Origin of the sequence: Sphingomonas lacunae (assembly GCF_012979535.1) — a bacterium.
In the GTDB taxonomy this organism is placed as follows: Bacteria; Pseudomonadota; Alphaproteobacteria; order Sphingomonadales; family Sphingomonadaceae; genus Sphingopyxis; species Sphingopyxis lacunae.
Window position 1 is genome coordinate 2,681,644 of sequence record NZ_CP053015.1, and the last position, 25,724, is coordinate 2,707,367.

Annotated in this window: 27 protein-coding genes and 2 tRNA genes; 14 read left to right on the forward strand and 15 right to left on the reverse strand. The window is 61.6% G+C overall.

Annotation, left to right across the window (positions count from 1 at the left end; genetic code table 11):
• Positions 1–69: 69 nt before the first annotated feature.
• Positions 70–2,238 carry a putative bifunctional diguanylate cyclase/phosphodiesterase gene (locus GV829_RS12800; protein ID WP_169947237.1) on the forward strand — a complete coding sequence of 723 codons (2,169 nt, stop codon included), beginning with the start codon at positions 70–72 and terminating at the stop codon, positions 2,236–2,238.
• Between the two features lie 380 nt (positions 2,239–2,618).
• Positions 2,619–2,780: a hypothetical protein gene (locus GV829_RS12805; RefSeq protein WP_169947239.1), complete on the forward strand. Its 162-nt coding sequence runs from the start codon at positions 2,619–2,621 to the stop codon at positions 2,778–2,780.
• A gap of 31 nt (positions 2,781–2,811) precedes the next feature.
• Here GV829_RS12805 and GV829_RS12810 read toward each other — a convergent pair whose 3' ends face one another.
• Together GV829_RS12810 and GV829_RS12815 are read right to left on the reverse strand one after the other, a co-directional pair.
• A complete protein-coding gene (locus GV829_RS12810) occupies positions 2,812–3,879 on the reverse strand; it encodes a Leu/Phe/Val dehydrogenase (protein ID WP_169947241.1) in 1,068 nt (355 codons plus the stop codon).
• A gap of 158 nt (positions 3,880–4,037) precedes the next feature.
• Positions 4,038–4,114, reverse strand: a tRNA-His gene (locus GV829_RS12815).
• 156 nt (positions 4,115–4,270) lie between these two features.
• On the opposite strand from GV829_RS12815, the gene GV829_RS12820 reads away from it, so the two are divergent.
• Complete coding sequence (locus tag GV829_RS12820) at positions 4,271–4,924, forward strand: prolyl hydroxylase family protein (protein ID WP_169947243.1); 654 nt, start codon at positions 4,271–4,273, stop codon at positions 4,922–4,924.
• 184 nt (positions 4,925–5,108) lie between these two features.
• Here the strand turns inward: GV829_RS12820 and GV829_RS12825 are convergent, their stop codons facing one another.
• Positions 5,109–5,882, reverse strand: a complete 774-nt coding sequence (locus tag GV829_RS12825) for an SIMPL domain-containing protein (RefSeq protein ID WP_212612129.1) — start codon at positions 5,880–5,882, stop codon at positions 5,109–5,111.
• A 166-nt stretch (positions 5,883–6,048) separates the two neighbouring features.
• Between GV829_RS12825 and GV829_RS12830 the strand changes: the two genes are divergently transcribed.
• A complete protein-coding gene (locus tag GV829_RS12830) occupies positions 6,049–7,854 on the forward strand; it encodes an ABC-F family ATP-binding cassette domain-containing protein (RefSeq protein ID WP_169947245.1) in 1,806 nt (601 codons plus the stop codon).
• Here the strand turns inward: GV829_RS12830 and GV829_RS12835 are convergent, their stop codons facing one another.
• The gene (locus GV829_RS12835) at positions 7,855–8,337 is read right to left on the reverse strand and encodes a DUF6456 domain-containing protein (protein WP_169947248.1); all 483 of its coding nucleotides are present in this window, start codon (positions 8,335–8,337) and stop codon (positions 7,855–7,857) included.
• A 110-nt stretch (positions 8,338–8,447) separates the two neighbouring features.
• Here GV829_RS12835 and GV829_RS12840 point away from each other — a divergent pair, with 110 nt between their 5' ends.
• From GV829_RS12840 to GV829_RS12855, 4 genes are all read left to right on the forward strand, one after another.
• On the forward strand, positions 8,448–9,017 hold the full coding sequence (locus tag GV829_RS12840) for a helix-turn-helix domain-containing protein (RefSeq protein WP_169948358.1): 570 nt from the start codon (positions 8,448–8,450) through the stop codon (positions 9,015–9,017).
• The gene (locus tag GV829_RS12845) at positions 9,014–10,225 is read left to right on the forward strand and encodes a glycosyltransferase (protein WP_169947250.1); all 1,212 of its coding nucleotides are present in this window, start codon (positions 9,014–9,016) and stop codon (positions 10,223–10,225) included. Before GV829_RS12840 ends, GV829_RS12845 begins: the two co-directional genes overlap by 4 nt.
• A gap of 37 nt (positions 10,226–10,262) precedes the next feature.
• On the forward strand, positions 10,263–10,550 hold the full coding sequence (locus GV829_RS12850) for a hypothetical protein (RefSeq protein ID WP_169947252.1): 288 nt from the start codon (positions 10,263–10,265) through the stop codon (positions 10,548–10,550).
• 133 nt (positions 10,551–10,683) lie between these two features.
• The gene (locus GV829_RS12855; protein ID WP_246202884.1) at positions 10,684–11,550 is read left to right on the forward strand and encodes an alpha/beta fold hydrolase; all 867 of its coding nucleotides are present in this window, start codon (positions 10,684–10,686) and stop codon (positions 11,548–11,550) included.
• A gap of 9 nt (positions 11,551–11,559) precedes the next feature.
• Here GV829_RS12855 and GV829_RS12860 read toward each other — a convergent pair whose 3' ends face one another.
• The 5 genes from GV829_RS12860 to GV829_RS12880 all read right to left on the reverse strand — a co-directional run bounded on the left by GV829_RS12860 (position 11,560) and on the right by GV829_RS12880 (position 15,500).
• A complete protein-coding gene (locus GV829_RS12860; RefSeq protein ID WP_169947254.1) occupies positions 11,560–12,336 on the reverse strand; it encodes an enoyl-CoA hydratase/isomerase family protein in 777 nt (258 codons plus the stop codon).
• Positions 12,333–13,499, reverse strand: coding sequence for an acyl-CoA dehydrogenase family protein (locus GV829_RS12865; protein ID WP_169947256.1), 1,167 nt, complete (start codon positions 13,497–13,499; stop codon positions 12,333–12,335). Before GV829_RS12865 ends, GV829_RS12860 begins: the two co-directional genes overlap by 4 nt.
• Positions 13,500–13,597: 98 nt before the next feature.
• Complete coding sequence (locus GV829_RS12870; RefSeq protein ID WP_169947258.1) at positions 13,598–14,488, reverse strand: HpcH/HpaI aldolase/citrate lyase family protein; 891 nt, start codon at positions 14,486–14,488, stop codon at positions 13,598–13,600.
• A gap of 304 nt (positions 14,489–14,792) precedes the next feature.
• Positions 14,793–14,869: transfer RNA gene (locus GV829_RS12875), tRNA-Met, on the reverse strand.
• 73 nt (positions 14,870–14,942) lie between these two features.
• Positions 14,943–15,500, reverse strand: coding sequence for a 2'-5' RNA ligase family protein (locus GV829_RS12880; protein ID WP_246202885.1), 558 nt, complete (start codon positions 15,498–15,500; stop codon positions 14,943–14,945).
• Positions 15,501–15,671: 171 nt separating this feature from the next.
• On the opposite strand from GV829_RS12880, the gene GV829_RS12885 reads away from it, so the two are divergent.
• Positions 15,672–16,100, forward strand: coding sequence for a hypothetical protein (locus GV829_RS12885; RefSeq protein ID WP_169947260.1), 429 nt, complete (start codon positions 15,672–15,674; stop codon positions 16,098–16,100).
• Positions 16,101–16,110: 10 nt separating this feature from the next.
• On the opposite strand, the gene mltG is transcribed toward GV829_RS12885, so the two are convergent.
• From mltG to GV829_RS12900, 3 genes are all read right to left on the reverse strand, one after another.
• Positions 16,111–17,061, reverse strand: coding sequence for an endolytic transglycosylase MltG (gene mltG / locus GV829_RS12890; RefSeq protein WP_169947262.1), 951 nt, complete (start codon positions 17,059–17,061; stop codon positions 16,111–16,113).
• Between the two features lie 140 nt (positions 17,062–17,201).
• Positions 17,202–18,464, reverse strand: a complete 1,263-nt coding sequence (gene fabF, locus GV829_RS12895; protein WP_169947264.1) for a beta-ketoacyl-ACP synthase II — start codon at positions 18,462–18,464, stop codon at positions 17,202–17,204.
• A 189-nt stretch (positions 18,465–18,653) separates the two neighbouring features.
• Entirely contained in the window at positions 18,654–18,890 is a 237-nt protein-coding gene (locus tag GV829_RS12900; protein WP_169947266.1) for an acyl carrier protein, read from the reverse strand.
• A 175-nt stretch (positions 18,891–19,065) separates the two neighbouring features.
• On the opposite strand from GV829_RS12900, the gene GV829_RS12905 reads away from it, so the two are divergent.
• Positions 19,066–20,022 carry a phosphatase PAP2 family protein gene (locus GV829_RS12905; RefSeq protein ID WP_169947268.1) on the forward strand — a complete coding sequence of 319 codons (957 nt, stop codon included), beginning with the start codon at positions 19,066–19,068 and terminating at the stop codon, positions 20,020–20,022.
• A 37-nt stretch (positions 20,023–20,059) separates the two neighbouring features.
• Here GV829_RS12905 and fabG read toward each other — a convergent pair whose 3' ends face one another.
• The 3 genes from fabG to GV829_RS12920 form a co-directional block, all read right to left on the reverse strand.
• A complete protein-coding gene (gene fabG / locus GV829_RS12910; protein WP_169947269.1) occupies positions 20,060–20,800 on the reverse strand; it encodes a 3-oxoacyl-[acyl-carrier-protein] reductase in 741 nt (246 codons plus the stop codon).
• A 3-nt stretch (positions 20,801–20,803) separates the two neighbouring features.
• A complete protein-coding gene (gene fabD / locus GV829_RS12915; RefSeq protein WP_169947270.1) occupies positions 20,804–21,739 on the reverse strand; it encodes an ACP S-malonyltransferase in 936 nt (311 codons plus the stop codon).
• Positions 21,740–21,843: 104 nt separating this feature from the next.
• On the reverse strand, positions 21,844–22,734 hold the full coding sequence (locus GV829_RS12920) for an LD-carboxypeptidase (RefSeq protein WP_212612130.1): 891 nt from the start codon (positions 22,732–22,734) through the stop codon (positions 21,844–21,846).
• Positions 22,735–22,803: 69 nt separating this feature from the next.
• Between GV829_RS12920 and GV829_RS12925 the strand changes: the two genes are divergently transcribed.
• The 4 genes from GV829_RS12925 to rplI all read left to right on the forward strand — a co-directional run bounded on the left by GV829_RS12925 (position 22,804) and on the right by rplI (position 25,592).
• Positions 22,804–24,195, forward strand: a complete 1,392-nt coding sequence (locus GV829_RS12925) for a Mur ligase family protein (RefSeq protein WP_169947274.1) — start codon at positions 22,804–22,806, stop codon at positions 24,193–24,195.
• Positions 24,196–24,387: 192 nt separating this feature from the next.
• Entirely contained in the window at positions 24,388–24,756 is a 369-nt protein-coding gene (gene rpsF / locus GV829_RS12930; RefSeq protein ID WP_169947276.1) for a 30S ribosomal protein S6, read from the forward strand.
• Positions 24,757–24,767: 11 nt separating this feature from the next.
• Entirely contained in the window at positions 24,768–24,992 is a 225-nt protein-coding gene (rpsR, locus tag GV829_RS12935; RefSeq protein WP_169947278.1) for a 30S ribosomal protein S18, read from the forward strand.
• A 12-nt stretch (positions 24,993–25,004) separates the two neighbouring features.
• Positions 25,005–25,592: a 50S ribosomal protein L9 gene (gene rplI / locus GV829_RS12940; protein WP_169947280.1), complete on the forward strand. Its 588-nt coding sequence runs from the start codon at positions 25,005–25,007 to the stop codon at positions 25,590–25,592.
• Positions 25,593–25,724: the final 132 nt, after the last annotated feature.

Sequence of the window (25,724 nt, forward strand, 5' to 3'; positions counted from 1 at the left end):
CGGCTGTGGCTTATCTAATGTTAAGATTGGCGAACTATCAACCTTCCCGGTCAGGGAAACGATAATCACATGTTCAAAAGGCGTCGCAACAGGGATCGGTTCGGGCTGTCGACGCCCGTTCTCGCTATCCTTGCGACCTTTCTGATCGCGATTATTGTAACCTGCCTCAGCCTTTTGCGTACGGCGAGCGAAACCAATTTCGCGGACAATCAGCGCACCGCCTTAGCAGTCGCCAATGCTCTCGACAGTCAGGTCGATGCGCTGGCGAGTGTGGCAGACGACAATGCCTATTGGGACCTCGCCGCAGCCCACATCATGGCGGACACCCAGGTTGAACGCTTTGCCCTCAGGACATGGGGGGAAAGCAGCAGGCTGGGCAGCAATTACGACTGCGTCATCGTCGTGGACAGCAACGGCCGTATCCGTTTCATGTTGACCGACGGAAAAATCAAGGCTGGCGCACGCAACAGCGCTGCCAGCCCGGCCTTGATGCAATTGGTGAGCACAATCTCCGCCGACGCCGCCCCGAAAGGCGCCATATTGAACGGCAGCGACGGGGTCCGCATCGCCGGCGCCGCGTTGGTCCGTCCACCATCTGCCCCGAACCAAGGCGAAGCGGTCTATCTGATATTGTCCAAACGACTGACACCGGCCATGCTTGAGCGCATCAGCGAGCGGTTGATCGTAAGTGATCTGCGCCTGGCCGACCGTGCGACTGACAGCAGCATAACCTTGTGGGACCCAACCGGCGTCAGCCTGGGTCATCTCAGCTGGCAGGCAGCGTTGCCGGGCACTCTGGCGTTGTGGCGTTCCTTACCCTTTTTCGGCCTCGCTTTCTTTGCCGGATTGCTCGCTATTGGCCTGCTGATGACGCGGACGGTTGCAGCCATGCGCGAACTCAACCGCAGCGCCTTGATTGACTCGCTGTCTGATTTGCCAAACCGCCGCGCCCTTCGCCATGCTGCGAAATCATCTCTTCGCGAAGGGCAACCGATCGCCATCGCCTTTATAGACCTCGACGGATTCAAGGGGGTCAATGACAGTTATGGGCATGCGGTCGGCGACGAGCTCATTCGCCAATGTGCGGCCATTGCCCGCCGATTGCGCCCGCCGGGCGGCATGGTGGCCCGCCTGGGCGGTGATGAATTCGCCATCCTTTCCTGCGGTCCGCGTGCGGATGATGACCTATGCACGAGTGTTGACGCCTTGCTGGAGCAACTGCGCCAAACGTTCCGCATTGGCGAACGCAGCATTTCGATCGGAGCATCAGTTGGCCTGTCGAGCAGTTCGTTGGGCGCCGACCGGGTCAGCGAACTGATGCGACAGGCGGACATCGCCATGTATGCCGCCAAACGCAGTGGCAAGATGCGCCGCCTGTGGTTCACCCCGGAAATGGATCGCAATCAGGCAGTCGCCCGAGCGATCGAAGTCCGGCTCAAGGATGCACTCGACGCCGAAGAATTCGAGGTGCATTACCAGCCGATACTTGATGCCCGCACCGGACAGGTGGCTGGCGTTGAGGGCTTGTTGCGGTGGGACCAACATGGACTGGCCGATATCGGGCCGGACCGCTTCATTCCCGTGGCAGAAGAAACCGGTCTGATCGACCGCCTTGGCCAGTTCGTCCTTCAGCGCGGCTGTCGCGACGCAACAGCGTGGGACGACATCCGGCTGTCGGTCAATGTGTCCGCCGCCCAGTTGCGCAATCCCGAGTTCCCGACACAACTCAAAAGGCTGCTCGATACCAATGGCTTTCCAGCCAGTCGGCTCGAACTCGAGGTGACCGAAACCTATGTGGTGATCGACCCGGTGTTGGCAGGCAAGGTTTTGTCGGACATCCGGGCGCTTGGCGTTCGCTTGGCGCTGGACGACTTTGGCACCGGCTATGCCTCGATTGGCTTTCTGCGACAATTTGCCTTTGATACTCTGAAGATAGACAAGACTTTGATCGCCAGTGCCATTCAAGATCCGGGCGCCCGGGCGATGCTCCATGCCAGCATCGCCGTTGCCCGCGCGCTCAAGATGGTGACGGTCGCGGAAGGCATTGAAAATGAAGCCCAGGCCCATTTCATGCGCGCTGCGGGATGCGACTATCTGCAAGGTTGGCTTTTCTCTCGTGCGGTGGATGCGGAAACCATCCTTGGCTATCTCGCAACGCCTCGAGAAGCGCCGGACACACAATCCGGAAGCGCCGGGGCGACTTCAGTTTCTGACGATAGGCAACGGCTAACAGCCTGATCAGGCAAGGTTGTCCCGGGAGCAAATCGGCGCGGTTGATTGCACAAGAGCCAGCTGCAACTCATAATTGCTAATGCGAGTTAGTTGCATTAATAGGCTTCCGTTCGCCATGGAGGTCCAGAGTGAAAACACCTTTTCCAGCCCTGCCCGAATCTCTCACAAGCCAGGCTCAAACCGGCACTCTTCGGCCATCAGCCCACCGACTGCTTGCCGCCTTGCGTGCTACCGTGATCATTCATCGTTCCGGACAATGCGCGCTACAGAGGCTCGCATCATTGCTGGGCAGCGAAAAACGGGCAACAAGCTGGGTCTTGTTACTGGACAGCGCGGCAAATGTTTGGCCGGAACCTCTGGCCGTCTATGCCCCATGTTGTAGCGTCATGACGCCTGACGAGCGAACGGTCGTCGATCTGGTGGCACTGGCTGCCGCTGACAATCGCCCCGGTTTTGACCAGTTGCTGAGCGACATGATCAACGACGATGGCCGCGAGCATATCTATGCTGCAGCCTGTCGGTTCATCGACAGTTGCCGCTATTGCTGAGGCTTGGCTCGGAAAAAAACCAGGCCTGGGTTCAACCACGCCCGATCAGGCGGCGCGCCATGGTGTCGGCGACGTCACTCGCGGGGATGCCGGTTGTTGCGCTTTCAGCCCAGATGGCTTCGAGGCGCTCCGGAATCTGAGCGATGCGCGCCAGCACGTCGTCCCGGCTGCCGCCTTCACGGCCCTGTGCACCGAGATATTCGAGCGCGACGTTGATGATGCCGCCCGCGTTGATGACATAGTCGGGCGCATAGAGGATGCCGCGATCCTGCACGCGCTGACCGTCGGTCGCCGTCGCCAGCTGGTTGTTGGCACCGCCCGCGACGACCGGTGCCTTCAAGGCGGCAATGCTCGCTTCGGTCAGGATCGCGCCGAGCGCATTGGGGCTGAACACATCGGCCTCAACCGTCATGATGTCATCCGCATCGACCCATTGTGCGCCCAGTTCCGCAGCCAGCGCCTTGGCCCGGTCAGCATTGACGTCAGCCAGCGTCAGCTTCGCGCCATCAGCGGCAAGCTTGCGGGCAAGACCGCCGCCGACGCTGCCAACACCCTGGATCGCGACATGCACGCCCTTGGCACTGTCCTTGCCCAATCCACGCCGGATCGCCGCCAAGACGCCAAGATGCACGCCAATCGCCGTCAGCGGGCCGGGGTCACCGCCGGCCATGCCGCTTGCCACAGGCAGGCCGGAGACGTGGCGCGTCTCGCTGGCAATCGCCAGCATGTCGGCATCGCTCATGCCGACATCCTCGGCGGTCACATAACGGCCGTTCAGCGACTCGATGGCCCGGCCAAAGGCGGCAAGCTGCTCGCGCGTCTTGGGCGGCGTGCCGGCATCGGCGAGGATCACGCCCTTGCCTCCGCCCATCGGCAGACCGGCCATGGCGTTCTTGTAGCTCATGCCGCGTGACAGGCGCAGGGCGTCGGTCACCGCATCGGCGCTGTCGGCATAATGCCAATAGCGCGCGCCACCCGCCGCCGGACCCAGATGCGTCGAGTGAATGGCGATCACCGCCGTCAGGCCAGCATCAGCATCACGGAACAGGTGGACGCCCTCATGATTGTCAAAATCAGGAAGGTCAAAGATGGACGGCATGGCGGCAGCCTTTCGTGCGCATTACGATCGATGCGGAATGAAGTTACAGCCGCGCGCAATAATATGTCACGAGGCGGGAGTCACTAGGGGAGTGCTCTTGCAAGCTGGACACCCCCTGCGACGGCAGGGGAACATGTTGGCGGCTGATGTTGGAAAAATGGGGCGACCAATGGGGCTCGAACCCACGACCTCCGGTACCACAAACCGGCGCTCTAACCAGCTGAGCTATGGTCGCCACACATTACGACAGGTCAAATCCCTGTGCGAGACGGCGCGAATAGGCTGTGGGGGGGCGAATAGTCAAGCAAAGATAGGGCTGGGCGAGCATAAAGCAGCGAAGGCGGTGATCGGCCTTGCCTGACCTGCGCCGGACCGGGCAAAAGCGGTGATCATGGCCTATGACCTGACCCTGTCCGGAGCGGACCTCACCGCCAGCCGCCTTGCCAGCACCCCCGGCGCACGGAAGGTTCCTTCGCCACGGCTGACCCAATTCCTTATCCCGGCCTTCCTCTCAGGCGAGGAATGCGCCGGACTGATAGAGCGTATCGACCTCGCCGTGCGACCATCGACCATTACCGATTTCAACGGTGACGAAGCGTTCCGCACCAGCTGGACCGGCGACCTCGACTATGCCGACCCGTTCGTTCAGGCGATCGACGCCAAACTCTGCGCCCTTGTCGGCATCGATCACCGCTTTGGCGAGCCCTTGCAGGGGCAACGCTATGACGTCGGGCAGGAGTTCAAGGGCCACACCGACTATTTCGAGCCGACCGGCGTAGATTATGAAGAGCATACATGGCGGTCCGGCCAGCGGACCTGGACGGTGATGGCCTATCTCAACAAGGTCGATGCCGGCGGCGGCACCCGCTTTTTCGGGCCGGACAAAATTGTCCAACCCGAACCCGGCAAGATCGTTGCCTGGAACAGCCTGCGCCCCGACGGCACCGTCAACCCCGACACGCTCCACCATGCGATGAAGGTGCGCAAGGGGCGCAAATATGTCATCACCAAATGGTTTCGCGAGCGGGAGTGGCCGTGGGGGTGAGGCTAGACCATCGGTCTGAAAATGCCTCAATGCGCCCCCGACCTGATCGGGGCCCCATGGCCAATACTTTCGCTACATCCAACCGTCAGAATTCAGAAGCCCCGCTGACTTCGTCTGCAACCCGTGACGGTCGACCATGGGTCCCCGGTCGAGCCGGGGACACACGGGTTCGGATAGGATCGTTTTACCTCACCAAACGGTACTGCACATTCAGGGTGATGCCGTTGCTCACCTGCCCCGGCTGGATGACATTGCCGGCGTCGGCGGATTCGGCGCGGGCCATCATCACCGGCATCGGCATGGGCGGTGTGAAGCCACCGCCTTCGGAGACGCTGACCAGCCGCGCGCTGCTGTAGCCGGCGGCCCGGGCGTAACGGTTGGCGCGTTCGGTGGCGCGGCGCAGCGCGGTTTCTCGCGCCGTGTCGAGTGATGCGTCAGGATCAGCGAGGAAGAAGCTCGGCCCGTCGATGTTGGTGCCGCCCGCGCTGACCAGCGCGTCAATCAGTGCGCCGACGCGGGTGGTGTTGGCGGTGATGACGCTCAGCTGGTTCGACACCTGATAGCCGATCAGGCGCGGCGGCTGGCCCTGTTGCTGCGGGGTATAGTCATATTGCGCCGACAGGTTGAATCCGCTGGTCTGGATATCGCGCTGTTCAATCCCGGCACGGCGGGCGGCGGCGATCAGATTGTTCATCGCGGCGGTATTGGCGCGCATTGCCTCAACAGCGGTCGTTGCCGTCGTGGTGACACCGGCGCCAATCCGGGCGCGGTCAGGCGCGCTCTTCACCTCTTCGGTGATCGAGAAAGCGAGCAACGGGGAATCAACATCGGCCATGCTGTGCATCATTCCATGCGGCGTTTGGGGAGCGGGGACAGTCTGTGCCTGCGCAGCAAAGGGCAAGGCGGCGCTGGCGGCGGCCATCGCGAAAGTGGCGGCGGCGGCATGAAGGCGTTTCATCGGGTCTGATCCTCCTTGTGATGGGCAACCCACCGAACGGATCATCGCCCATCCGGTTTCATATGGGTAATGAATAATGGCCTTTGGCTTGCGAGCGGCTGAACCGGCGGCTAGGCGCTCGTTCAGACAAGCTCCTCCCCCATCCATACCCGGAATTTTCCCGCCCATGGCCGCCCCGCTCCTGTCCTATGAAAATCTCGGCCTGATCCAGGGCAGCGGCTGGCTGTTTCGCGGGCTCGACATCTATATCGGCGAGCGGGAGCGGCTGGCGCTGATCGGCCGCAACGGCGCGGGCAAATCGACTCTGCTGCGCCTGCTCGCCGGCACCATCGACAGTGACGAGGGCACGCGGATGATCGTGCCGGGCACCCGTGTCGTCATGCTCGAACAGGAACCCAGCTTCGCCGGATGCTCCACGCTGATGGACTATTGCATCGCTGGCGATGGCGCGCCCGCCATGCATGAGGTCGCGGCGATTGCCGACCAGATGGGCATTGACCTTGGCCGTGACGCCGCCACCGCCAGCGGCGGCGAAAAGCGCCGCGCTGCCCTGTCAAAGGCTTTGGCGAGCGAACCTGACATTTTGCTCCTCGATGAGCCGACCAACCACCTGGATCTTGCCGCGATCGACTGGCTCGAAAGCTGGCTGCAACGCTATAGCGGCGCCTTCATCACCATAAGCCACGACCGGACTTTCCTCACCCGGCTGACGCGCGAGACTTTGTGGCTCGACCGCAGCACCATCCGCCGCAAGCAGATCGGTTTCGGCGGGTTCGAGGCGTGGATGGAAACCGTCTATGCCGAGGAAGCGCGCAACGCCGAACGGCTCGACGCCAAGCTCAAGATCGAGGCGCACTGGCTTGAGCGGGGTGTCACGGCGCGGCGCAAGCGCAATCAGGGGCGGCTTGAGAAACTCTATGAAATGCGTGCCCAGCGCGCCGCCATGCTCAGCCCGCAGGGCACTGCCAAGATCGGGCTGGTCAAGGACGACAGCAAGACAAAATCGGTCATCACCGCCGAGCATGTCACCAAAAGCTATGGCGGCCGGACGATCATCAAGGATTTCAGCTTTCGCGTGCAGCGTGGTGACCGCATCGGTCTGGTCGGGGCCAATGGCGCGGGCAAGACCACCCTGCTCAAGCTGCTGACCGGCGAGATCGAACCTGACAGCGGCAGCATCGCCCGCGCGAAGACGCTCGACGGCATCGTCATCGACCAGCAGCGCGCATTGATGCAACCCGACAAGCGCGTGCGCGACGTTCTCGCTGATGGCGGCGACTGGATCGACGTGCGCGGTGAGCGCAAGCATATCCGCGGGTACCTCAAGGACTTCCTGTTCGACCCGTCGCTGACCGAGGCCAAGGTTGGCACGCTGTCAGGCGGCGAAAAGTCGCGCCTGTTGCTCGCCCGCGAATTCGCTCGCGAATCCAACCTGCTTGTCCTCGACGAGCCGACCAACGACCTCGACCTTGAAACGCTCGACCTCTTGCAGGAGGTGATCGCCGATTATGAGGGCACGGTGCTGCTCGTCAGCCACGATCGCGATTTCCTTGACCGCACCGTGACTGTCACCCTCGGCCTTGATGGGTCGGGCACAGTCGATGTTGTCGCCGGCGGCTATGCCGACTGGGAGGCGCGCAAGAAGCAGGCAAAGTCGAACACGCCCAAGGCGGTGACCCAGGCCAAGGCCGCCGCCACCGCCGCGCAGCAGGCCACCGCCGGCGGCGGCGCGAAGAAGAAGCTCTCCTACAAGGACCAACGTGATTTCGACCTGCTGCCCAGCCAGATCGAGGCGATGGACGTCGCCATCGCCAAAGCCGAAGCCGAACTTGCCGATCCGCACCTCTACACCAAGAACTTCGCCCGATTCGAGGCGCTGACCGCCGAGCTTGAAAAACTGCGCGCCGACAAGGAAGCGGCGGAGGACCGCTGGCTGACCCTCGCAGAAGAAGTGGAGAGCCTCGGCGGCTGATCATCCCGGCAGGCGGTAATGCGCCGCCAACCGGTCAAGCGCCAGCGTCAGCACCAGCCGCCCAGACCGCGCCGGCCAGCCAAGGCCACGCTCGGCCCCGGCCATCCCCTCGCCTGCGCAAATAACCCGCCAGCAAATGTCGGCAAGGCCGCTGCCGACATGCGCCATCGCCGCGTCAAATCGCCGCCTCGCGTCAATCTGCGCGACCGTCGCAGCATCATGGCTGCGCAGCGTGCGTGGTGAACCATCGGGCGGCGCCGCATCCCAGCGCATTGTCAGCCTCGGCGCGAGGCCCGACCGCTCGAAATCGGCTCGCAACGCGTCCCCCGCGAGCAGCTGCCGGTCGCTGATCAGCCCGCGCGCGTGCAACCAGCCTAGCGGACTCTCGGCCAGATTGACCGTCACCTTCCTGCCGCGCCCTTCCGGTGCGGCACAATCAGGATGGCGACGGGTGACAAGCGAACGGACAGCGGCAGGAACCATGGCGATTCTCCTCAACTTCAGCGAATCGACTCTTGTCATATGGTAATAGATGTAGGAAAGAAGTAACCTCTGTGGTTCATTGCTTTTGCCAGCCGCAAGGAAGAAGAATGATGATCAACAGTATTCGCGCCGTTCGCCGTACCAAACGAATGACATTGGACGACGTCGCCAGCCGTTGCGATCCGCCGACCACGGCGCAAACCATCGGACGACTCGAAACTGGCACCCGCACCCTGTCACTCGACTGGCTGAACCGCATCGCCAAGGCGCTGGGTGTCGAACCGCGCGATCTGGTGCAAATGCCCGATGACGAGGAGCTGAGCCTTGCCGCCATCATCGGCCATGATGGCGCCCACGCACCGACACGCGTTGAGAGTATCGCCCTGCTCCGTCCGGAAACTGGCACGGTGGCGGTCCGTTTCGCCGCCAGCGTCGGCGATTATCGTGGCGGCGACATCCTTTGGTGCCGCAAGCTGGCGCGCAATGCCATTGGCACGGCGCTCAACCGGGACATTCTTGTCCCACGTCCTGCCGGGCGCTATCTTTTTGGCCGGCTGCTCGCGGTTGATGGCGACAAGCTCCAACTGCTGCCCTTAATTGACGGCGCCAGGCAACAGGTGCTGACTATCCCAGAATGGGTAGCAGTAACCACACGCTTGGTCAGGACCCTTGGAGCATGAGTGAGGCGCAAGACCAGGCCAACCCGCTTCATATCGTCAGCATCGCCACTCTCTTCCCTGACGCGACACGACCAAATTTTGGCATATTTGTTGAACGCTCGCTTGCCGCGCTCGCCCGACAGCCGGGCATAGCACTGACCGTTATAGTCCCTTTAGGCATCCCGCCCTGGCCATTGTCATTGCACCGCCGCTATGCGGCGCTGCGTCGCCTGCCGCACCGCGAGAACTGGCATGGCCTTGAGGTTGTGCGACCGCGCTTCACACTTTTGCCCAAAGTCGGCAGCCGTTTGAATGCCACCGCCATCGCCCGCGCGCTGTTGCCGGTTGTCAGGCGGATGCAGCAGGAGGGCCGAGTGGATGTGCTTGATGCGCAGTTCTTCCACCCTGACGGACCGGCCACCCATCAGCTGGCAAGCGCGCTGGGTGTGCCTTTTTCAATCAAGGCGCGCGGGGCGGACATTTCGCTGTGGACGCAGCGCCCCGATACTGGCCCGGCAATTCTCGCGGCGGCTCAGGCGGCGACCGGGTTGCTTGCGGTCGGTGAGGCCTTGAAGAAGGACATGGTGACCGCTGGAATGCAGGCGGAGAAGATACGGGTTCATTACACGGGCGTCGATGCCACACGGTTCCACCTGAAGGACCGCGCAACTGCCCGTCGTGAGTGGAATGTACCGGAATCAGCAAAGCTTCTGCTCACTGTCGGAGCACTGATCCCGCGCAAGGGACAGTGGCTGGTGCTGGAAGCGATGCGAGACCTGCCTTACGATGTCCAATATTTTATGGCAGGCGCTGGCGAGGATTCGGCAAGGCTGAAGGCTATGGCCTCCACACTCGGCCTGTCAGAACGGGTCAGACAGCTGGGCCCGGTCCCCAATGACCAGCTCCCTTCACTCTATGCCGCAGCCGACCTGATGGTCCTGCCGTCTGCAAGCGAAGGCTTGGCAAATGCGTGGGTGGAGGCACAGGCATGCGGAGTGCCGCTGGTCCTGAGTGACATTTCCCCGGCGCATGAAATGATCGATAGTCCGGATGCTGGCAGCATTGCCGCGGCAGACCCGTTCGCGCTCGCCAAGGCTATCATCGAAGTCCTGTCGAGACCGATTGACCGCCAGGCCTTGTCAACTCGCACCCATGGGCGGTTCAATTGGGATCGTAATGGCAGCGAACTCGCGGATCATCTGCGCAGGCTCAACAGGGCGAGGGCTTGATCACCTTGCGCGCAACCCCGGTGGCAAGAACAGGGGCATGGAGCGGCCATTCATCTGCCGTGGTAGCCGCTCCATGCGGGGGAACTTTGAATCGTTGGCATCACTCTTGGGAAACCTGCCACTTTCCGTTCCAGTGTTTTTCGAGCTTTTTGCCACAATATTTGCACGGGGCGCGAGCGATATGGCGGTCATCATAGGCCGCACGCCGGCCATCACGCCGATGGAACCCCAAAGTGCAAAGAAACAACCTGCGGATCATCGATACCTCGACACCATGAGCCGTCACCTGATGATGAAGGCTATCCTTGATGGCTGCATCCGTTGATCGGACGTCCGCGCCCCAATGCGATCCGTAGGGCCATCAGATACAGACATTTCTTTGCAAAAATTGGATATTTTTGACATTCGTCGAACATGATGATCGGAACGCCCAGCAATAAACAAAGGCAGTTACGGCGATGATGGCGAAGGCTACACACCATATGATCAACGGCAGCGGCGGACTGAAGCTCTCAGTCGATGTTTCAGGACCTGTCGATGGCCAGCCAGTACTTCTTGCCCATGGCGGCGGCCAGACCAAAAGGGCCTGGCGCAAGACTGCCGAAGTTTTGGCCGAAGCCGGATATCGGGCCATCGCTGTTGACCTTCGTGGTCATGGACAGAGCCAATGGGCGTCCCCCGACGGATATGATGTTGGCCATATGGCGGCGGACCTGCTGGCGATTGCCAATACGCTGGATCGCAAACCCGCAATGGTCGGCGCTTCTCTTGGCGGCTTGTCCGGGCTTGTAGCCGAGGGTGAATTGCGTCCCGGCAGTTTTCAAAGCCTGACCCTTGTCGATGTAACACCCAACATGTCGCCTGCCGGAGTTGATCGTATCGTTGGCTTCATGCTGCGTCACATGGACGACGGTTTCGCAACACTGGACGAAGCAGCCGACGCCATTGCCTCCTACACGGAGAACCGCGAAAGGCGCAGTTCGTCAGAAGGCTTGTCCCACTATCTGCGACTGGGTGACGATGGTCGATATCGCTGGCACTGGGACCCAGCATTTCTGGGCAATGCGCAAGAAAGGCGGGGCAACGGTCTGCAGGACGACCGGCTCGAACTCGCGGCACGCTCGCTTTCCTTGCCGGTGCATCTTGTCAGGGGGGCAAACAGCGACCTGGTCACCGTTGAGGCCGCCCGAGCCTTCCTCGACTTCGTCCCTCATGCACGTTTTGACGACATTGCCGGCGCCGGTCACATGGTTGTCGGCGACAAAAATGACATTTTCAGCGCCGTCATCCTCGATTTCCTCAAGGGTCTGGAGGCAAAGGGATAAAGCGTCCAATCAGCGGCCAGTGAAGTTGGCTTCACGCCGTTCAAACACCGATGCCACACCCTCCGCATAGTCAGCGGTCGCACGCAGCACCGCTTGCTCGGCATGTTCATGATCCAAGCGGGCGCGAATCTCCTCGACCATGCCTGAGCGCAATGTGGCCCGCGTAGCGACCAATGCCAGCGGTGCATTGCCGGCGATTTCGGCTGCCAGAACATGCGCGCCCTCCAGCGCTCCGCCCGACGGTGCCAACCGGTCAACCAGACCCCAAGGGGCAACATCTTCAGGCTTATAGCGCGCCGAGGTCATGAACATTTCGAGCGCACGCTGGTGGCCGATCAAGCGCGGCAGAGTCACAGTCAGCCCGAAACCGGGGTGAAAGCCGAGCCGGGTGAAATTGCCGGAAAAACGGGCTTCCGGGGCCGCCACACGAAAATCGGCCGCAACAGCGAGGCCAAGGCCCGCGCCAATCGCCGCGCCCTGAATCGCCGCCACGATCGGCTTCTTCGCCGCAAAAATCGTCAGCGCCTGATCGTAAAACTCCCGGATTGGATCGTCAGTCGCCCCGCCAAAGCCATCGGCGGAGGCAAGGTCAGCCCCGGCGCAGAATGGCTTTCCCTCGGATGCCAGCACGACGGCGCGGACGTTGATGTCGGCATCAAAGGCTGCCAGCGCCGCACCCAGATCCTTGAGCAGGCCAACGGTCGCATGATTGTGCGGCGGATTTGACCAGATGATCTCCACGACATGGCCAACAATGCGGGTGGAAATGCTGTGCGAATGGCTCATGGGCGGGTATCCATCAAATTGCGGGCAACGACCATGCGATGCACCTCGGAGGGGCCGTCGTAAATGCGCATCGTGCGCACCCGTCCGGCAAGCAGTTGCAGCGGCATTTCCTTGGTCATGCCCATCGCGCCAAAACATTGCATGGCATTATCGATGACCTGCTGTGCCATCTCGGTGGCCTGCACCTTGAGCATCGAGATTTCAGTGCGCACATCGCGGCCCTGATCCAGCTTCCATGCGCAATCATAGGCCATCAGGCGTGTGGCGTGGATCGCCATGGCCGCATCGGCCACCCACCATTGCACCGACTGGCGGGTTGACAATTTTTCGCCGAACGTGACGCGCTGCGGCGCATAGTCGGTCATCATGTCGAGCGCGCGCTGGGCGGCACCAATGCACCATGCGGCCATTTCCATGCGGCGGGTACCGAGGCGGATCTGCATCGGGCCAAAGCCCTGCCCTTCGGTTCCCAGCAGCTTCCAGCCGGGAACCCGGCAATCCTCCAGCGCGACCTCGTAGGTGAATTCGCCACCAACCATCGGAATGCGGCGCAACACGTTGAAACCCGGCGTGTCGCGGTCGACCAGAAAAGCGCTCATGCCGCCGCGCGCACCTTTTTCCGGATCGGTCAGCGCCATGAGGATGGTGAAGTCCGATTCAGCCGCGCGAGTGATCCATATCTTTCGGCCATTGATTACCCAGTCATCGCCGTCACGCACCGCCTTGGTCTTCATGCCCGCCGGATCGGCACCCGCACCGGGCTCGGAAATGCCAATTGCTGACACGGTCTCGCCCCGGGCATAAGGCTGGAGATAGGCGACACGCTGTTGCTCATTGACCGTCGCGGCCAACATCCTGAGGTTCGGGCTATCAGGCGGCAGCGTATATTTGGCGACGGTGCTGCCCAGCGCCTCGTTGACCGCAACCAGCGCGACATGCGGCATGCCCATGCCACCGTCCTCGACCGGGGCATCAAGACTCCAAAGGCCCAGTTCCTTGGAGACAGCATCCAGCCGGGCCTTCTCCTCGGGCAGCAATTCGCCATCGCCGGTCAGGCCTTCGCGTGCCATCACCGCTTGTTCCAGAGGCATCAGGTGGTCCGCGACAAAGCGCTGAACCAGGTCACGCAGCATACGGTGATCGTCTTCGAGTTCGAAATGCATCTATGCCTCTCCCGGGTGGGTCACCCTCTCTCTTCAGGCGTTAGGACGCGGCCACCTGCTCGCCAATCTGCCATTCCTGCCAGTCGGCCTTGCCCAGTTCAGCTCTCTCCCGCCTGCGCCAGCAATTGTTGCGCGCGGGACAGGTGCGGCCGGTCCAGCATGCCGCCCTTGTGACCAATCGTCCCGGCACCGGGGTTGGCTGCAAATAGCGCGACTACTTCGCGGGCATGGGCGATCTCGGCCTCGTTGGGCGTAAAGGCAGCGTTGATCACCGGCACCTGGTCCGGATGGATGGCCAGCATCCCGCGGTAGCCCTGCTGCCGGACCGTCTCCGCCCTCATTCGCAGCGCATCGATGTTGCGGAAGTCCGGCTCGACGGTGTCAATCGGGGTTACCTCGGCCGCCGCCGCACCGAGCAGACACAGGCTGCGCGCCATTTCATAGGTGAAGCCATAGCTGCCGTCGGCATTGCGATTGCTTGATGCGCCAATGGAATCGGCCAGATCCTCGGCACCCCAGGTAAGGGCAACCACTCGCGGCGCTCCCTTGTAATCGCCGGTGGTGAACATGGCGGCTGCAGTTTCGGTTACAAGGACAATCACCGGCGTCGTCCCCTCGGCAATGCCATGAGCCACTTCCAGCGCCGACAAATAATGATCGAGCCGCTCCACATCGCCGCGCCCTGATGCCTTGGGCAGCATGATGCCGCCCGGCCGACCCGGCATGATTGCCGCCAGATCCTCCAGCGTATGCGGCCCGTCAAGCGGGTTGACCCGTACGAAGAGCCGCTGCCGAGCTTCCTCATCAGCGGAATTCAGAGTCGCCAGAACCATGGCACGCGCACCAGCTTTGCTTTCGGGCGCCACCGCATCTTCCAGATCAAGGATGACAATGTCGGCCTCGCTTGCCTGCGCCTTGGCCATCTTGCGCTCGCTGTCACCCGGGGCAAACAGCCAGGACCTCATCGGCAGCGCACTCTTCAAGGTCATCACACCCTCCCCTGGGAATCACGGAACCAGCGTTGAATTCTTCCCTTTTCGTGAATCGGCGCAAAGTCGCAAGAACATGCTGTCGATAACCAACGCCCAATCGCCCTGACTGGCCCAATCCGCACCCGCGACATCGCACTGACGTCAAGGGAATGGCCGTTTTTAACCAAGCTGATGGCGATCCAAACAGGGTGCGACAGATGCCCAGCAATCGAGACCGCCAGTCCGGGACCAAGGCAGGGCCATCGTGCCCAATGCCCAATGTACTTTCGGGTAGCGATGCCGTTGCGAACCAAAGAACGGATGGTAGCGGAGGAGGGACTTGAACCCCCGACACGCGGATTATGATTCCGCTGCTCTAACCAACTGAGCTACTCCGCCGCACCATCGGCATCATCCTGAGAGGGATGTCAGGCGGCGGGCTATAAGAAGCGGGACCCGGCCGGTCAAGCGGTCAAGGACGCGAAGCACCGCGAAATTTGACATGGCCTACCGCTTCCCATGGCCCACCTCGGTAATAATGCGCAGCCAACCCGACGATGCTGAATGGTCGTGGTCGAAAACCGCGCGACAGTTCCTCAAACAGAGCCTTGGCCTGCTGTGGATCAACCTTGTTCTGAATTGTGATGTGCAATCGGGGCGGCTGTTGATCCTGAGGCGTGAGCAAACCGTGGAATGACTCGGCGATCCGCTGCCGAATTGCCAGCAGTTCGGGCGATTCCAAGCGATAAGCTACGCCCCTGCCCAGTGACATGACGGCTGCAAGCCGAACCTTCGGCGGCGCGGCTCTACATTCCAAGCGCAGCAGGGGCATGAGCTGCTCAAGGCTGCTTGGCGGCAGATGGTGGAAAAGGGTGATGTGCGCCTTTAGCCAGTTCCTTTCGGCAGGAAAATGCTGTTTACGCAGGGCGTCTGCCCATGCGAAATCTGCTGACCCCATCATCGCTGTCACGATTATCGGGGCTGTATCTTCTGAGCGATCGTCAACAGCGGTGTGGATGTCCATAGCCATCCGACATGCGGTGGTCCGCAGATTTCCGGCAGTCAAGGCGCTTTCCTGTAACTTTCATCACGCGTTCCTCCCTTCCTTTTCCGAATGCCCTTGCGCCGGTGATATTACCGGCCCACCCTTGGCCACATTGAAAAAATGCGCAGGTACCTCGCCATGCACAGGAGAAAAACTATGGCAAACCAGGAAGTACAAACGGCGCCCCGCTGGTTCGTTCCGCTGGCTGCTATCGCCCTGCTGTGGAACCTGTTGGGATGTGCGGCGCTGACCATGGACGCACTGGCCGTTGGTCCACCATTGACCGACGCGCAATTGGCTTATGCTTCAACGGTGCCTTTGTGGGCCAAGGCCGCAAGCTGGACGGCGGTCGGAGCAGGCGTAGCGGGCAGCATTTTGCTCTTGTGGCGCAAGGCGAGCACAATTTTTGCCTTTGCCGTCAGCCTCATTGCAGTGCTGATTCAGGATCTGTGGATGTTCATCCTGTCTGATGCACAGGCAGTCTTTGGGTCCAGCCCATTGGTCATGCAGGCTGGTGTCGCCGCGATTGCCATGGTTTTGCTTTGGCTCGCCAACCAAGCGCGAACGCGCGGCTGGATAAGCTGAACACAACAAATCAATTGCTGGCAGAATCCCGGGCAGCCCGCTGCGCGCGAATTTCCCGCCAGCGGGCGTGGTTGGCGTTATGTTCGGCCAATGTGCGCGAGAACACATGGCCCCCAGTGCCATCGGCGACGAAGTAATAGAGATCGTGGGATTCCGGGTTCAAGGCGGCCCTCAGCGATTCTCTGCCGGGGTTGGCAATGGGCCCCACAGGGAGTCCGGCCATGCTGTAGGTATTGTAATCGTTGACCGCATCAATCTCTGACCGCCGGATGGCCCGGCCGAGTGGCTTGCCGCGGGTAATGGGATATATGATGGTCGGGTCAGCCTGGAGCCGCATGCCGACACGCAAGCGGTTTGTATAGACACCAGCCACCCGGCGGCGCTCTTCGGGCTTCGACGTTTCCTTTTCAATGATCGAAGCAAGCGCAAGCACTTCGGTGCGGTTGTTGACCATCGCGTTAGCACTCCGCCCGGCCCATGCCTCTGCAAAGGCACGGTCCATGGCCTGCTGCATTCGCTGCAACACCGCAGCACGGCTTTCCCCTTTCCGATAGGCATAAGTGTCAGGAAGGACGCTGCCTTCAGCCGGCACGTCAATATCCCCGGTAAGGTTAGGATTTGCCATCAGCCGATCATAGACCATGATTGATGGCATGCCTTCGGGTATGGTCACGAACCTCTGGAGAATACGGCCTGACTGCAGGAGAGCAAGGACCTCACCGTTGGTTGCGCCGGCCTCGACCTCATATTCGCCCGGCTTGATCGGCGTATCTCCGCCAAACAGGCGCGCATTGCGCAGAAAGGCCCCGGCGTCTTCGATTGCCCCGGCTTCTTCCATGATCGTGGCGGCGCGGCTCATGCTTGCCCCCTCCGGAATGATGAAGGTGGCATCGCGCGGCGCGCCGCCGGAACAGGCGGCGAGCAGCAGGGCAAGCAACATGGCAAGGAGGGCTCTGGTCATCGTCACCAATTTACCACGGGGTGTTGCACGTAGGAAAGACGATAGTGAAAAGACAGTCGCAGCCATGCCGGCCGAGCTGATAACCGGCCAATTTCCGCTCACCCTGAGCAAGGTCAGCAAGGGGGCGGGAATGCCGTTACTCAGTCATCCAGCGCCTTGACGATCAGGCTGGCGTTGGTACCCCCGAAACCGAAGCTGTTGTTGAGGGCTGCCCGGACACGACGTTTGCGCGGCACATGGGGAACGAGGTCAACTCCTTCCGTGCCTTCGTCAGGATTGTCGAGATTCAAGGTGGGCGGGACAATCTGATCGCGAATGGCAAGGATGCAAAAGATCGTTTCGGCCGCGCCAGCGCCACCAAGCAAGTGACCGATGGCGGATTTGGTCGAACTCATCGAGACATTGCCGATGGCGTCGCCAAACAACTCCTTCACAGCGCCCAATTCGATGGTGTCAGCCATGGTCGAGGTGCCATGGGCGTTGATATAGTCAATGTCAGCAGGAGTCATGCCTGCCTTTTTCAGCGCCATTTCCATCGAGCGATAGGCGCCATTGCCTTCCGGGTGGGGGGCCGTCACGTGATGCGCGTCGCCCGAGAGGCCATAGCCGATCACCTCGGCATAGATTTTCGCGCCACGTGCCTTGGCATGCTCATATTCCTCAAGGCAGACGACGCCGGCGCCTTCGCCCATGACGAAGCCGTCACGGTCGCGGTCATAGGGCCGGCTCGCTTTCTCCGGCTCATCGTTAAAGGCGGTGCACAGGGCCCGCGCCTGGGCAAATCCCGCAATACCTATCGGGCAAATTGCACCCTCGGCGCCACCCGCAAGCATCACGTCAGCGTCACCGTCGCGAATCATGCGCGCCGCGTCACCGATCGAGTGGGCTCCGGTCGAGCATGCCGTGACAACGGCATGGTTCGGGCCCATCAGACCATATTTGATGCTGACCTGGCCGGAAATCAGATTGATCAGGCGCCCGTGGACAAAGTGCGGCGAAACGCGGCCCGGACCCTTTTCAGCGAGAACCAGCGATTCCGACTCGATACCGGGCAGTCCGCCGATGCCGGAGCCAATCGAGCAACCCATCCGATAGCGCAGTTCCTCGCTGGCATCGGTCAGTCCTGCATCTTCGAGAGCCTGTCCGGCCGCGTCGATGCCGTAAATGATGAAGGGATCGACCTGCCGCTGGATCTTGTGATCGACGCGCTTGCCGGGATCAAAACCGTAGGGATGATCGGCCGGCTTTACTTCACAGGCGATGTGGCACTTCTGGTCGCTGGTATCAAAGCGGGTAATCCGCCCTGCCCCCGACTTTGAAGCGAGAATGTTCGCCCATGTTGTTTCCACATCCGCGCCGAGCGGCGTGACCAAACCAAGACCCGTGACGACAACGCGCCGCATATATCTTCCTTCCAGCTGTGCTGAACTCTTTCCCGAGGGATGGCTTTAACGGAAAGGTACCACCGACGACAAGGCTCCCCGGAAACTGTCCGCAAAGGGAAGTCGCCGGGGAGCCTTGCTGCCAAATCAACATGGCCATGTCATGGCGATGCATGACGAACCAATGCCGGCGGACCGGCGCTGGCCAGATCAGCCGTTGGTGGCGTCGATAAAGTCGATGGCATCCTTGACGGTGCCGATCTTTTCAGCGGCATCATCAGGAATTTCAACGCCGAATTCTTCTTCAAAGGCCATCACCAGCTCGACAATGTCGAGGCTGTCTGCACCCAGATCATCGATGAAGCTTGCGTCTTCGGTGACCTTGTCGGCTTCGACGCCGAGATGCTCGACGACGATCTTCTTCACCCGGTCTGCGGTGTCGCTCATGGCGTATGTTCCCTTAGAATTATGAACGTGGGTTCAGGCGCTGCACTAGAGGCGCAGACGCCGGTGCGCAAGAGGGGGCAGACGATCGGCGCCATCGAACCCGTTAACCATGTGGTGGCTTTTCGAGCTTAAGACAGCGCCCATCATGAACCTTTGCCCATCTGTCCGGAGCAACATGGCTGAAACTCGCAAAGGCAGGGATGATCTGGCCTGGATCACCCTTGCCCTCATCCTCCTCTCCATTGCCATTCTGCAAGGACGGGGGCCGTTGTGGATTGAGCTAGCCAGCTTGCTGCCCATCAGTCTTGCGACCGTGGCGCTGGGTGCCGCCTCGATATTTTATACGAGAGTGCGCCAACGGCCAAATTTCGCCGCCATGTGCCTGTCCCTCCTGCAAATCCTGCTGTTCAGCGCCGCCGGCTCTCTGCTCTCCTATCTGCTTGCCCGTGAAGGTGGTGCATTGTGGGATTCAACGTTCGCACAATGGGATGCGGCTATCGGATTTGACTGGCTGGCTTATGTCCGATGGGTCGATAGTCATGGGTGGATGGTTCTGCCGCTCAAGCTGGCCTATGCATCGCTCATTCCCCAAATCCTTGTGCTTGTCCTTGCCCAGGGCTTTTCCGGTCAGATCCGCGACATGCGGCGGATGATCCTGGCCGCCATGCTGTGCGGTACGGTGACCATCCTGCTCTCCCCGCTGTTTCCCGCCGTATCCAACTTTGTTCATCTCGGCCTGACCACCGCCGATTTCCGACATGTTGACCCTTGGGCCGGGTACATTCACCTGGCCCATTTCGAGGCCCTGCGCGCTGGCACCATGGAAAGCCTGTCGCTCACCAAGGCCCAGGGCATCATCACCTTCCCCAGCTACCATGCCGGGCTTGCCACAGTGACACTATGGGCCTTCTGGCGCACGCCATGGGTCCGCTGGCCAGGCGTGATCACCGCTATTCTGACCATTGTCGCCACACCGGTCGATGGCGGCCACTATCTGGTCGACATTCTAGCCGGGACCGGGCTTGCGCTGGCTTGCATTGCTGTTTCGGCCAAGGCGGTCGACTGGGATTCCAACCGCCTGCTGGCTCTGCTGACGGCCCGCCAGCGCCAACCGCAACTCGTCACCACCTGACACGGCAAGTAGCGACAGAGCGCGATTCGCGCTGGTATCAGATCATCGCCATGCCGCCGTTGACGTGCAGTGTCTGACCAGTGACATAGCCGGCCTCACGGCTCGCCAGATAGGCGACGGCAGCGCCAATATCCTCGCCTGTACCCATGGCTCCGGCCGGAATGCGGGCGTTCAGCGCTTCCTTTTGCGCGTCAGGCAGAGCGTCAGTCATCGCCGAGGCGATAAAGCCCGGTGCAACGCAATTAACGGTGATGCCCCGGCTGGCGAGTTCCTGTGCCAGCGCCTTGGACATGCCGATGATTCCCGCCTTGGACGCGGCATAATTGGCCTGTCCCGGGTTGCCGGTGACGCCGACGACGCTGGTGATCGAAATGATCCGGCCGAAACGCGCCTTCATCATCGGGCGACAGGCAGCGCGGGCGAGGCGGAATGCGGCTTCGAGGTTGATCCGGATGACATCCTCCCATTCCTCATCCTTCATGCGCATTGCGAGATTGTCCCGCGTCACACCGGCATTGTTGACGAGAATGTCGAGCTTGCCGCCCAGTGCCTCGACCGCTTGGCCGACAAGGGCATCGACGGCCGCGGGATCTGAGAGGTTGCAGACGAGCTGGACATGATCGCCGCCCAGTTCAGCAGCAAAGGCAGCGAGTTTATCGGCATTGCTACCCGACAGCGCGAGGCGTGCGCCCTGCGCCGCAAGGCTGCGGGCAATCGCTGAACCGATACCGCCCGAAGCACCGGTGACCAGTGCGGTCATCCCTGTAAGGTCGAACATAACTCAGATTTCCTTCAACAGAGCTTCAATATCATCCATGGTGATGATGCTGGTTGCGGTCACGTCGGGGGCGATGCGCTTGACCATGGGGGTGAGGACCTTGCCGCCGAGTTCGACGGTGCTGTCAACGCCGCCGACGACCATGTTTGCAACGCTTTCCCGCCAGCGGACGCGGCCGGTGACCTGTTCGACGAGCTGGGCGCGGATGGTGTCGGCATCGCTGACCGGTGCGGCGGTGACATTGGCGTAGAGCGGAACGAGCGGCGCGACCGGCGGGTTGGCGCCGAGCGCTTCGGCCATGGCGTCGGCGGCGGGTTGCATCAGCGCGCAATGGAACGGGGCAGAGACGGGGAGCAATACGCCGCGCTTGATGCCATGATCCTTGACCAGCGCGACAGCACGTTCGATCGCAGCGCGATGGCCGGAAATGACGACCTGCGAGGGGTCATTGTCGTTGGCGACCGTGCACACTTCTCCTTCGCCAGCAGCGTCGCACAGGGCCTGTGCGGTCTCGATGGTCGCGCCCAACAGGGCCGCCATGGCGCCGACACCTACCGGAGTGGCGGCCTGCATCGACTGGCCGCGCAGCTTGAGCAAGCGGGCTGTGGTGGCCAGATCAAAGGCTCCGGCGGCGCACAAGGCAGTATATTCACCGAGGCTGTGTCCTGCGACAAAATCTGCCTTGTCAGCAAGGCGGATGCCGCCTTCGCGTTCGAGAACCCGGAGCGTGGCGATGGCGTTGGCCATGATCGCCGGCTGCGCATTTTCAGTGAGGGTCAGCTGATCCTCGGGGCCTTCGCTCATCAAGGCAAAGAGCTTTTGCCCTAGGGCGTCATCGACCTCCTGAAACACTTCACGCGCGGCGGCGCTGGCGGCGGCCAAGGCTGATCCCATGCCGACTGACTGGCTGCCCTGACCCGGAAAGATGAATGATCGCATTGCTTGTTCCTGTTGTTTTGTCCCGGATAGGATCCGGGTGAAAGTCCTGCGGGTCGCTGCATCGACAGTCGCTCTGGGTCAAGCCCGAGGCAACGATCATCGCATCATCCTCCGAACAGGCCAAAGGGGACAATCTTGTTGTCCGGATAGTGTCCGATTTCACAACGGCCACCGTAGCGGATGTTGCTGCGCTGGCACCAATCACGGGCTATGCCGACCTCGTCCTTGCCGAAGGGTCGATCATTTTCCTTGATGTCGGTGACCTGCCCCAAGCGGATTTCGGCGGGCTTGTCGCGCCAGACCGCAGAGGTCAGTGCAAAGAAGCACCGATCGACGGCATACAGATATTCGCCGACTTCCTCGACCATGAGCACATGACCTGAAATGTCAGGGAACAGGGGTGTTCCGACCATCATCGCCGCGCTGATGAGGTTGAAGGCGACATATTTCTCCCCACGCTTCAATCCCGGCTCCAGACTGCGGGGGTCCTTTCGCGCCATCCAGGCGAGCGCACGGGACAATTGCCCCTCACTGCTGTCGATCACCATCGGGCCGTGGCAGAGATGCGGAAAGCCGGCGCGATAAAGCAATGCAAGCATATAGCTGGCATCGCTGTAGCCCATATAGGTTTTGCGCCGAGCTGCGGGACCGAGTTGCGGCAGCACGTCGAGCGCGATGCGCCCTGCACCATAGCCACCGCGGGCGAACCAGATGGCGTCAATATCCTCGCGATTGGCCATTTCGACAAAGGCGGCGGTGCGCTGCGCATCACTGCCAGCGAAGTGGCCATGATGCGCCGGTTCGGGAACATGGGTGAGATCGGAAAGGACAAAGCCGGTGTTTCCGCTGACCTCATCGGGCGAACGGGCAAACACCTGGGGGTGCCAGACCAGCTCGACATCGGGGAATTGCGCGGCGACCAGAGCGTTCACGCGCTCATAATGGCGCGGAAAGATGTAGACACTGGGCGCAACGATGCCGATCCTTGTCACCATCTCTGCCATTCCCCCCTTTGACCGACCAGATTGATTGCGAACTTTGCCAAAAACCCATAGCGGTGAGGCATGACTGACGCCAAACGCTATTTCTTTTGCGGCATCGCCGGGTCCGGGATGCTGCCGCTCGCCATGATCGTCCGTGCGCAGGGACATGAAGTGTGGGGCAGCGACCGCAACCTGGACCAAGGGCGGGTCGGGGACAAGTTCGCCTGGCTCGAACAACAGGGCGTGCGTCTTTTCGCGCAGGACGGCAGCGGCATCGAATCGGGGGAGCAGATTGTCGTCGCCTCGGCGGCGGTGGAGGCGACGGTGCCCGATATTGTCCGCGCCACCGGGCTGGGCTGTCAGCGCATGACCCGGGCCGAGCTCAATGCCGGCCTGTTCAATGCGGCGGGCCAGAGTGTCGGAGTGGGCGGGACAAGCGGCAAATCGACCGTCACCGGCATGATCGGCTGGATATTGCATCAGGCGGGCCGAGATCCGACGGTGATGAACGGCGCGGTGATGCGCAACTTTGCCGGACCGGACAATCCCTTTGCCAGCGCCCTCGTCGGCGGGGCGGACTGGTATGTCAGCGAGGTCGATGAGAGCGACGGGTCGATTGCGCTTTACCAACCCGACGTCGCTGTGGTGACCAACATCAGCCTCGACCACAAGAGCCTCGACGAGTTGCAAGCCTTGTTCGGTGATTTCGCCGCCAAGGCGGGGACGGCGGTGGTCAACGCCGATGACGAGGAGTCGGCGCCGCTGTGGGATGGCAATGTCACCTTTGGCTTTGCCGATGAAGCCGATGTGCAGGCGGTCGATTTCGAAGCGCTGACCGATGGCAGCCGTTTTGCTGTGCTGGTCGATGGGACGCAGCATGTAGCGAGCCTGAAAATGCCGGGGCGGCACAATGCCGCCAATGCGCTGGCGGCGATTGCCGCAACGCGGGCGCTGGGTGTGCCGGTGGCGGAAGCCGTGGCGGCACTTGCAGAGTTTGCCGGTCTCGCGCGGCGATATGAAGTGATTGGCACAGCGGGCGGCGTGACGGTGATCGACGATTTCGCCCATAACCCGGACAAGGTGGCGGCAACGCTGGCGGCGGCGACAGCCCTGCCCGGCCGGTTGCTGATCTTTTTCCAACCGCATGGCTATGGTCCCCTCAAGCAGATGGGCAAGGAACTGGCGGCGTCGTTTGCGGCGGGGATGCGCGACGGCGACAAGCTGTTCGTCTGTGACCCCGTTTATTTCGGCGGCACGGTCGACCGGTCGACCGGCAGCAAGGCGCTGGTGTTCGATGTCATCTCCGGCAGCGGCTATGCGGTGCACATGAGCCGGCGGGAAAGCTGTGGCGAAGCCATCGTCAACGAGGCGCGGCCGGGTGACCGGGTGCTCGTGCTGGGCGCCCGTGACGATACGCTGACCGACTTTGCACAAGCACTGCTGAGAGGCCTTACCAACGAGGCGGGGCAATAGCGGGGCGCAGCCCTTGCTTCGCGCGCAAATCCCTGTATAGGCCCGCCCTTCACCGTGACCGGTACGCCGGATCGCGCGTGATTCTTTTTCGAGTACCGGCAGCGCCCGACAGGGCAATGCCACTGACGACAGCCGGAGGGGTGTGGGCATGGTGCCCCCATCAGCGATCGGCCAAAGGCAAGGACATAAAGCATGGCTCTTTACGAGCATGTCTTCCTCGCGCGTCAGGATCTCAGCCAGGCGCAAGTCGACGCCCTGGCCGAAGGTTCGGCGAAGATCGTGGAAGAGCACAACGGCAAGGTTGTGCGCACCGAGACCTGGGGTCTCAAGCAACTCGCGTACAAGATCGCGAAGAATCGCAAGGCTCATTTTGTGATGCTTTCGCTGGATGCCCCCGGTGACGTGGTCGCCGAGCTGGAGCGCCAGTCGTCGATCAACGAAGACATCATCCGTTTCCTGACCATCCGCGTCGACGAGCATGAAGACGGCCCGTCGGTGATGATGCGCAAGAGCGACCGTGGCGGTCGTGGTCGTCGTGACCGCGACGGCGAAGAAGGCTGAGGGGAACGATCATGGCACGCCCATTTTTCCGCCGGCGCAAGACCTGCCCGTTTTCGGCCAAGGACGCACCGCGCATTGACTACAAGGATGTCCGGCTGTTGTCGGGTTTCCTTTCCGAACGCGGCAAGATCATGCCTTCGCGCATCACTGCCGTCTCCACCAAGAAGCAGCGCGAGCTGGCCAAGGCGATCAAGCGCGCCCGCCACATCGGCCTGCTGCCCTATCTCGTGAAGTAAGGAGCAGATATCATGCAGATCATCCTGCTCGAACGCATCGAGAAGCTCGGTGGCATTGGCGACGTTGTGACCGTCAAGGACGGTTATGCGCGCAACTACCTGCTTCCCAACAAGAAGGCCCTTCGCTCGAACGCCGCCAACCTCAAGGTGTTTGAGGCCAACCGCGCCAAGATCGAAGCCGACAATGCGGCCCGCCGCACCGACGCCGAGAAGCTGGCCGAAACGGTCAACGGCGTACAGGTTGTCCTGATCCGCCAAGCATCGAATGCCGGCCAGCTTTATGGTTCGGTCAGCGTACGCGACATCGTCGAAGCGCTGCACGAAGCCGGCCACAGCTCGGTCAGCAAGGCGATGGTCGTGCTTGAGCGCCCGATCAAGACACTCGGCGTGTTCGACGTTCGCGTCAACCTGCACCCCGAAGTCGCTGTGACTGTTTCGGCCAACGTCGCCCGCTCGCCGGACGAAGCCGAACTGCAGAAGCAGGGCATCAACGTGATCGACCAGCAGTTCGCCGAAGAAGCTGCCGAAGCCGAAGCCGCTGCCGAGGAATTCCTCGAAACGCAGGCCGAAGCCACCGCCGAACAGGACGACGCCGCTTAATCGGCACTGTCTCCGTCCGACTGGACAGAATGAGCCGCGTCCTCCCAAGGGGGCGCGGCTTTTTCGTGGCAGCCGGGGGGTCAACAATCGCCGGCTGATTGTAACCCTACCCTTCGCGCGGGGACAGCGGGG

What these genes read in the sequence shown, in the direction of transcription:
- GV829_RS12800 (WP_169947237.1), top strand. Translation starts at nt 70, where the DNA reads ATGTTCAAAAGGCGTCGCAACAGGGATCGGTTCGGGCTGTCGACGCCC.
- GV829_RS12805 (WP_169947239.1), top strand. Translation starts at nt 2,619, where the DNA reads ATGACGCCTGACGAGCGAACGGTCGTCGATCTGGTGGCACTGGCTGCC.
- GV829_RS12810 (WP_169947241.1), bottom strand. Translation starts at nt 3,879, where the DNA reads ATGCCGTCCATCTTTGACCTTCCTGATTTTGACAATCATGAGGGCGTC.
- GV829_RS12820 (WP_169947243.1), top strand. Translation starts at nt 4,271, where the DNA reads ATGGCCTATGACCTGACCCTGTCCGGAGCGGACCTCACCGCCAGCCGC.
- GV829_RS12825 (WP_212612129.1), bottom strand. Translation starts at nt 5,882, where the DNA reads ATGAAACGCCTTCATGCCGCCGCCGCCACTTTCGCGATGGCCGCCGCC.
- GV829_RS12830 (WP_169947245.1), top strand. Translation starts at nt 6,049, where the DNA reads ATGGCCGCCCCGCTCCTGTCCTATGAAAATCTCGGCCTGATCCAGGGC.
- GV829_RS12835 (WP_169947248.1), bottom strand. Translation starts at nt 8,337, where the DNA reads ATGGTTCCTGCCGCTGTCCGTTCGCTTGTCACCCGTCGCCATCCTGAT.
- GV829_RS12840 (WP_169948358.1), top strand. Translation starts at nt 8,448, where the DNA reads ATGATCAACAGTATTCGCGCCGTTCGCCGTACCAAACGAATGACATTG.
- GV829_RS12845 (WP_169947250.1), top strand. Translation starts at nt 9,014, where the DNA reads ATGAGTGAGGCGCAAGACCAGGCCAACCCGCTTCATATCGTCAGCATC.
- GV829_RS12850 (WP_169947252.1), top strand. Translation starts at nt 10,263, where the DNA reads ATGGAGCGGCCATTCATCTGCCGTGGTAGCCGCTCCATGCGGGGGAAC.
- GV829_RS12855 (WP_246202884.1), top strand. Translation starts at nt 10,684, where the DNA reads ATGATGGCGAAGGCTACACACCATATGATCAACGGCAGCGGCGGACTG.
- GV829_RS12860 (WP_169947254.1), bottom strand. Translation starts at nt 12,336, where the DNA reads ATGAGCCATTCGCACAGCATTTCCACCCGCATTGTTGGCCATGTCGTG.
- GV829_RS12865 (WP_169947256.1), bottom strand. Translation starts at nt 13,499, where the DNA reads ATGCATTTCGAACTCGAAGACGATCACCGTATGCTGCGTGACCTGGTT.
- GV829_RS12870 (WP_169947258.1), bottom strand. Translation starts at nt 14,488, where the DNA reads ATGACCTTGAAGAGTGCGCTGCCGATGAGGTCCTGGCTGTTTGCCCCG.
- GV829_RS12880 (WP_246202885.1), bottom strand. Translation starts at nt 15,500, where the DNA reads ATGGCTATGGACATCCACACCGCTGTTGACGATCGCTCAGAAGATACA.
- GV829_RS12885 (WP_169947260.1), top strand. Translation starts at nt 15,672, where the DNA reads ATGGCAAACCAGGAAGTACAAACGGCGCCCCGCTGGTTCGTTCCGCTG.
- mltG (WP_169947262.1), bottom strand. Translation starts at nt 17,061, where the DNA reads ATGACCAGAGCCCTCCTTGCCATGTTGCTTGCCCTGCTGCTCGCCGCC.
- fabF (WP_169947264.1), bottom strand. Translation starts at nt 18,464, where the DNA reads ATGCGGCGCGTTGTCGTCACGGGTCTTGGTTTGGTCACGCCGCTCGGC.
- GV829_RS12900 (WP_169947266.1), bottom strand. Translation starts at nt 18,890, where the DNA reads ATGAGCGACACCGCAGACCGGGTGAAGAAGATCGTCGTCGAGCATCTC.
- GV829_RS12905 (WP_169947268.1), top strand. Translation starts at nt 19,066, where the DNA reads ATGGCTGAAACTCGCAAAGGCAGGGATGATCTGGCCTGGATCACCCTT.
- fabG (WP_169947269.1), bottom strand. Translation starts at nt 20,800, where the DNA reads ATGTTCGACCTTACAGGGATGACCGCACTGGTCACCGGTGCTTCGGGC.
- fabD (WP_169947270.1), bottom strand. Translation starts at nt 21,739, where the DNA reads ATGCGATCATTCATCTTTCCGGGTCAGGGCAGCCAGTCAGTCGGCATG.
- GV829_RS12920 (WP_212612130.1), bottom strand. Translation starts at nt 22,734, where the DNA reads ATGGTGACAAGGATCGGCATCGTTGCGCCCAGTGTCTACATCTTTCCG.
- GV829_RS12925 (WP_169947274.1), top strand. Translation starts at nt 22,804, where the DNA reads ATGACTGACGCCAAACGCTATTTCTTTTGCGGCATCGCCGGGTCCGGG.
- rpsF (WP_169947276.1), top strand. Translation starts at nt 24,388, where the DNA reads ATGGCTCTTTACGAGCATGTCTTCCTCGCGCGTCAGGATCTCAGCCAG.
- rpsR (WP_169947278.1), top strand. Translation starts at nt 24,768, where the DNA reads ATGGCACGCCCATTTTTCCGCCGGCGCAAGACCTGCCCGTTTTCGGCC.
- rplI (WP_169947280.1), top strand. Translation starts at nt 25,005, where the DNA reads ATGCAGATCATCCTGCTCGAACGCATCGAGAAGCTCGGTGGCATTGGC.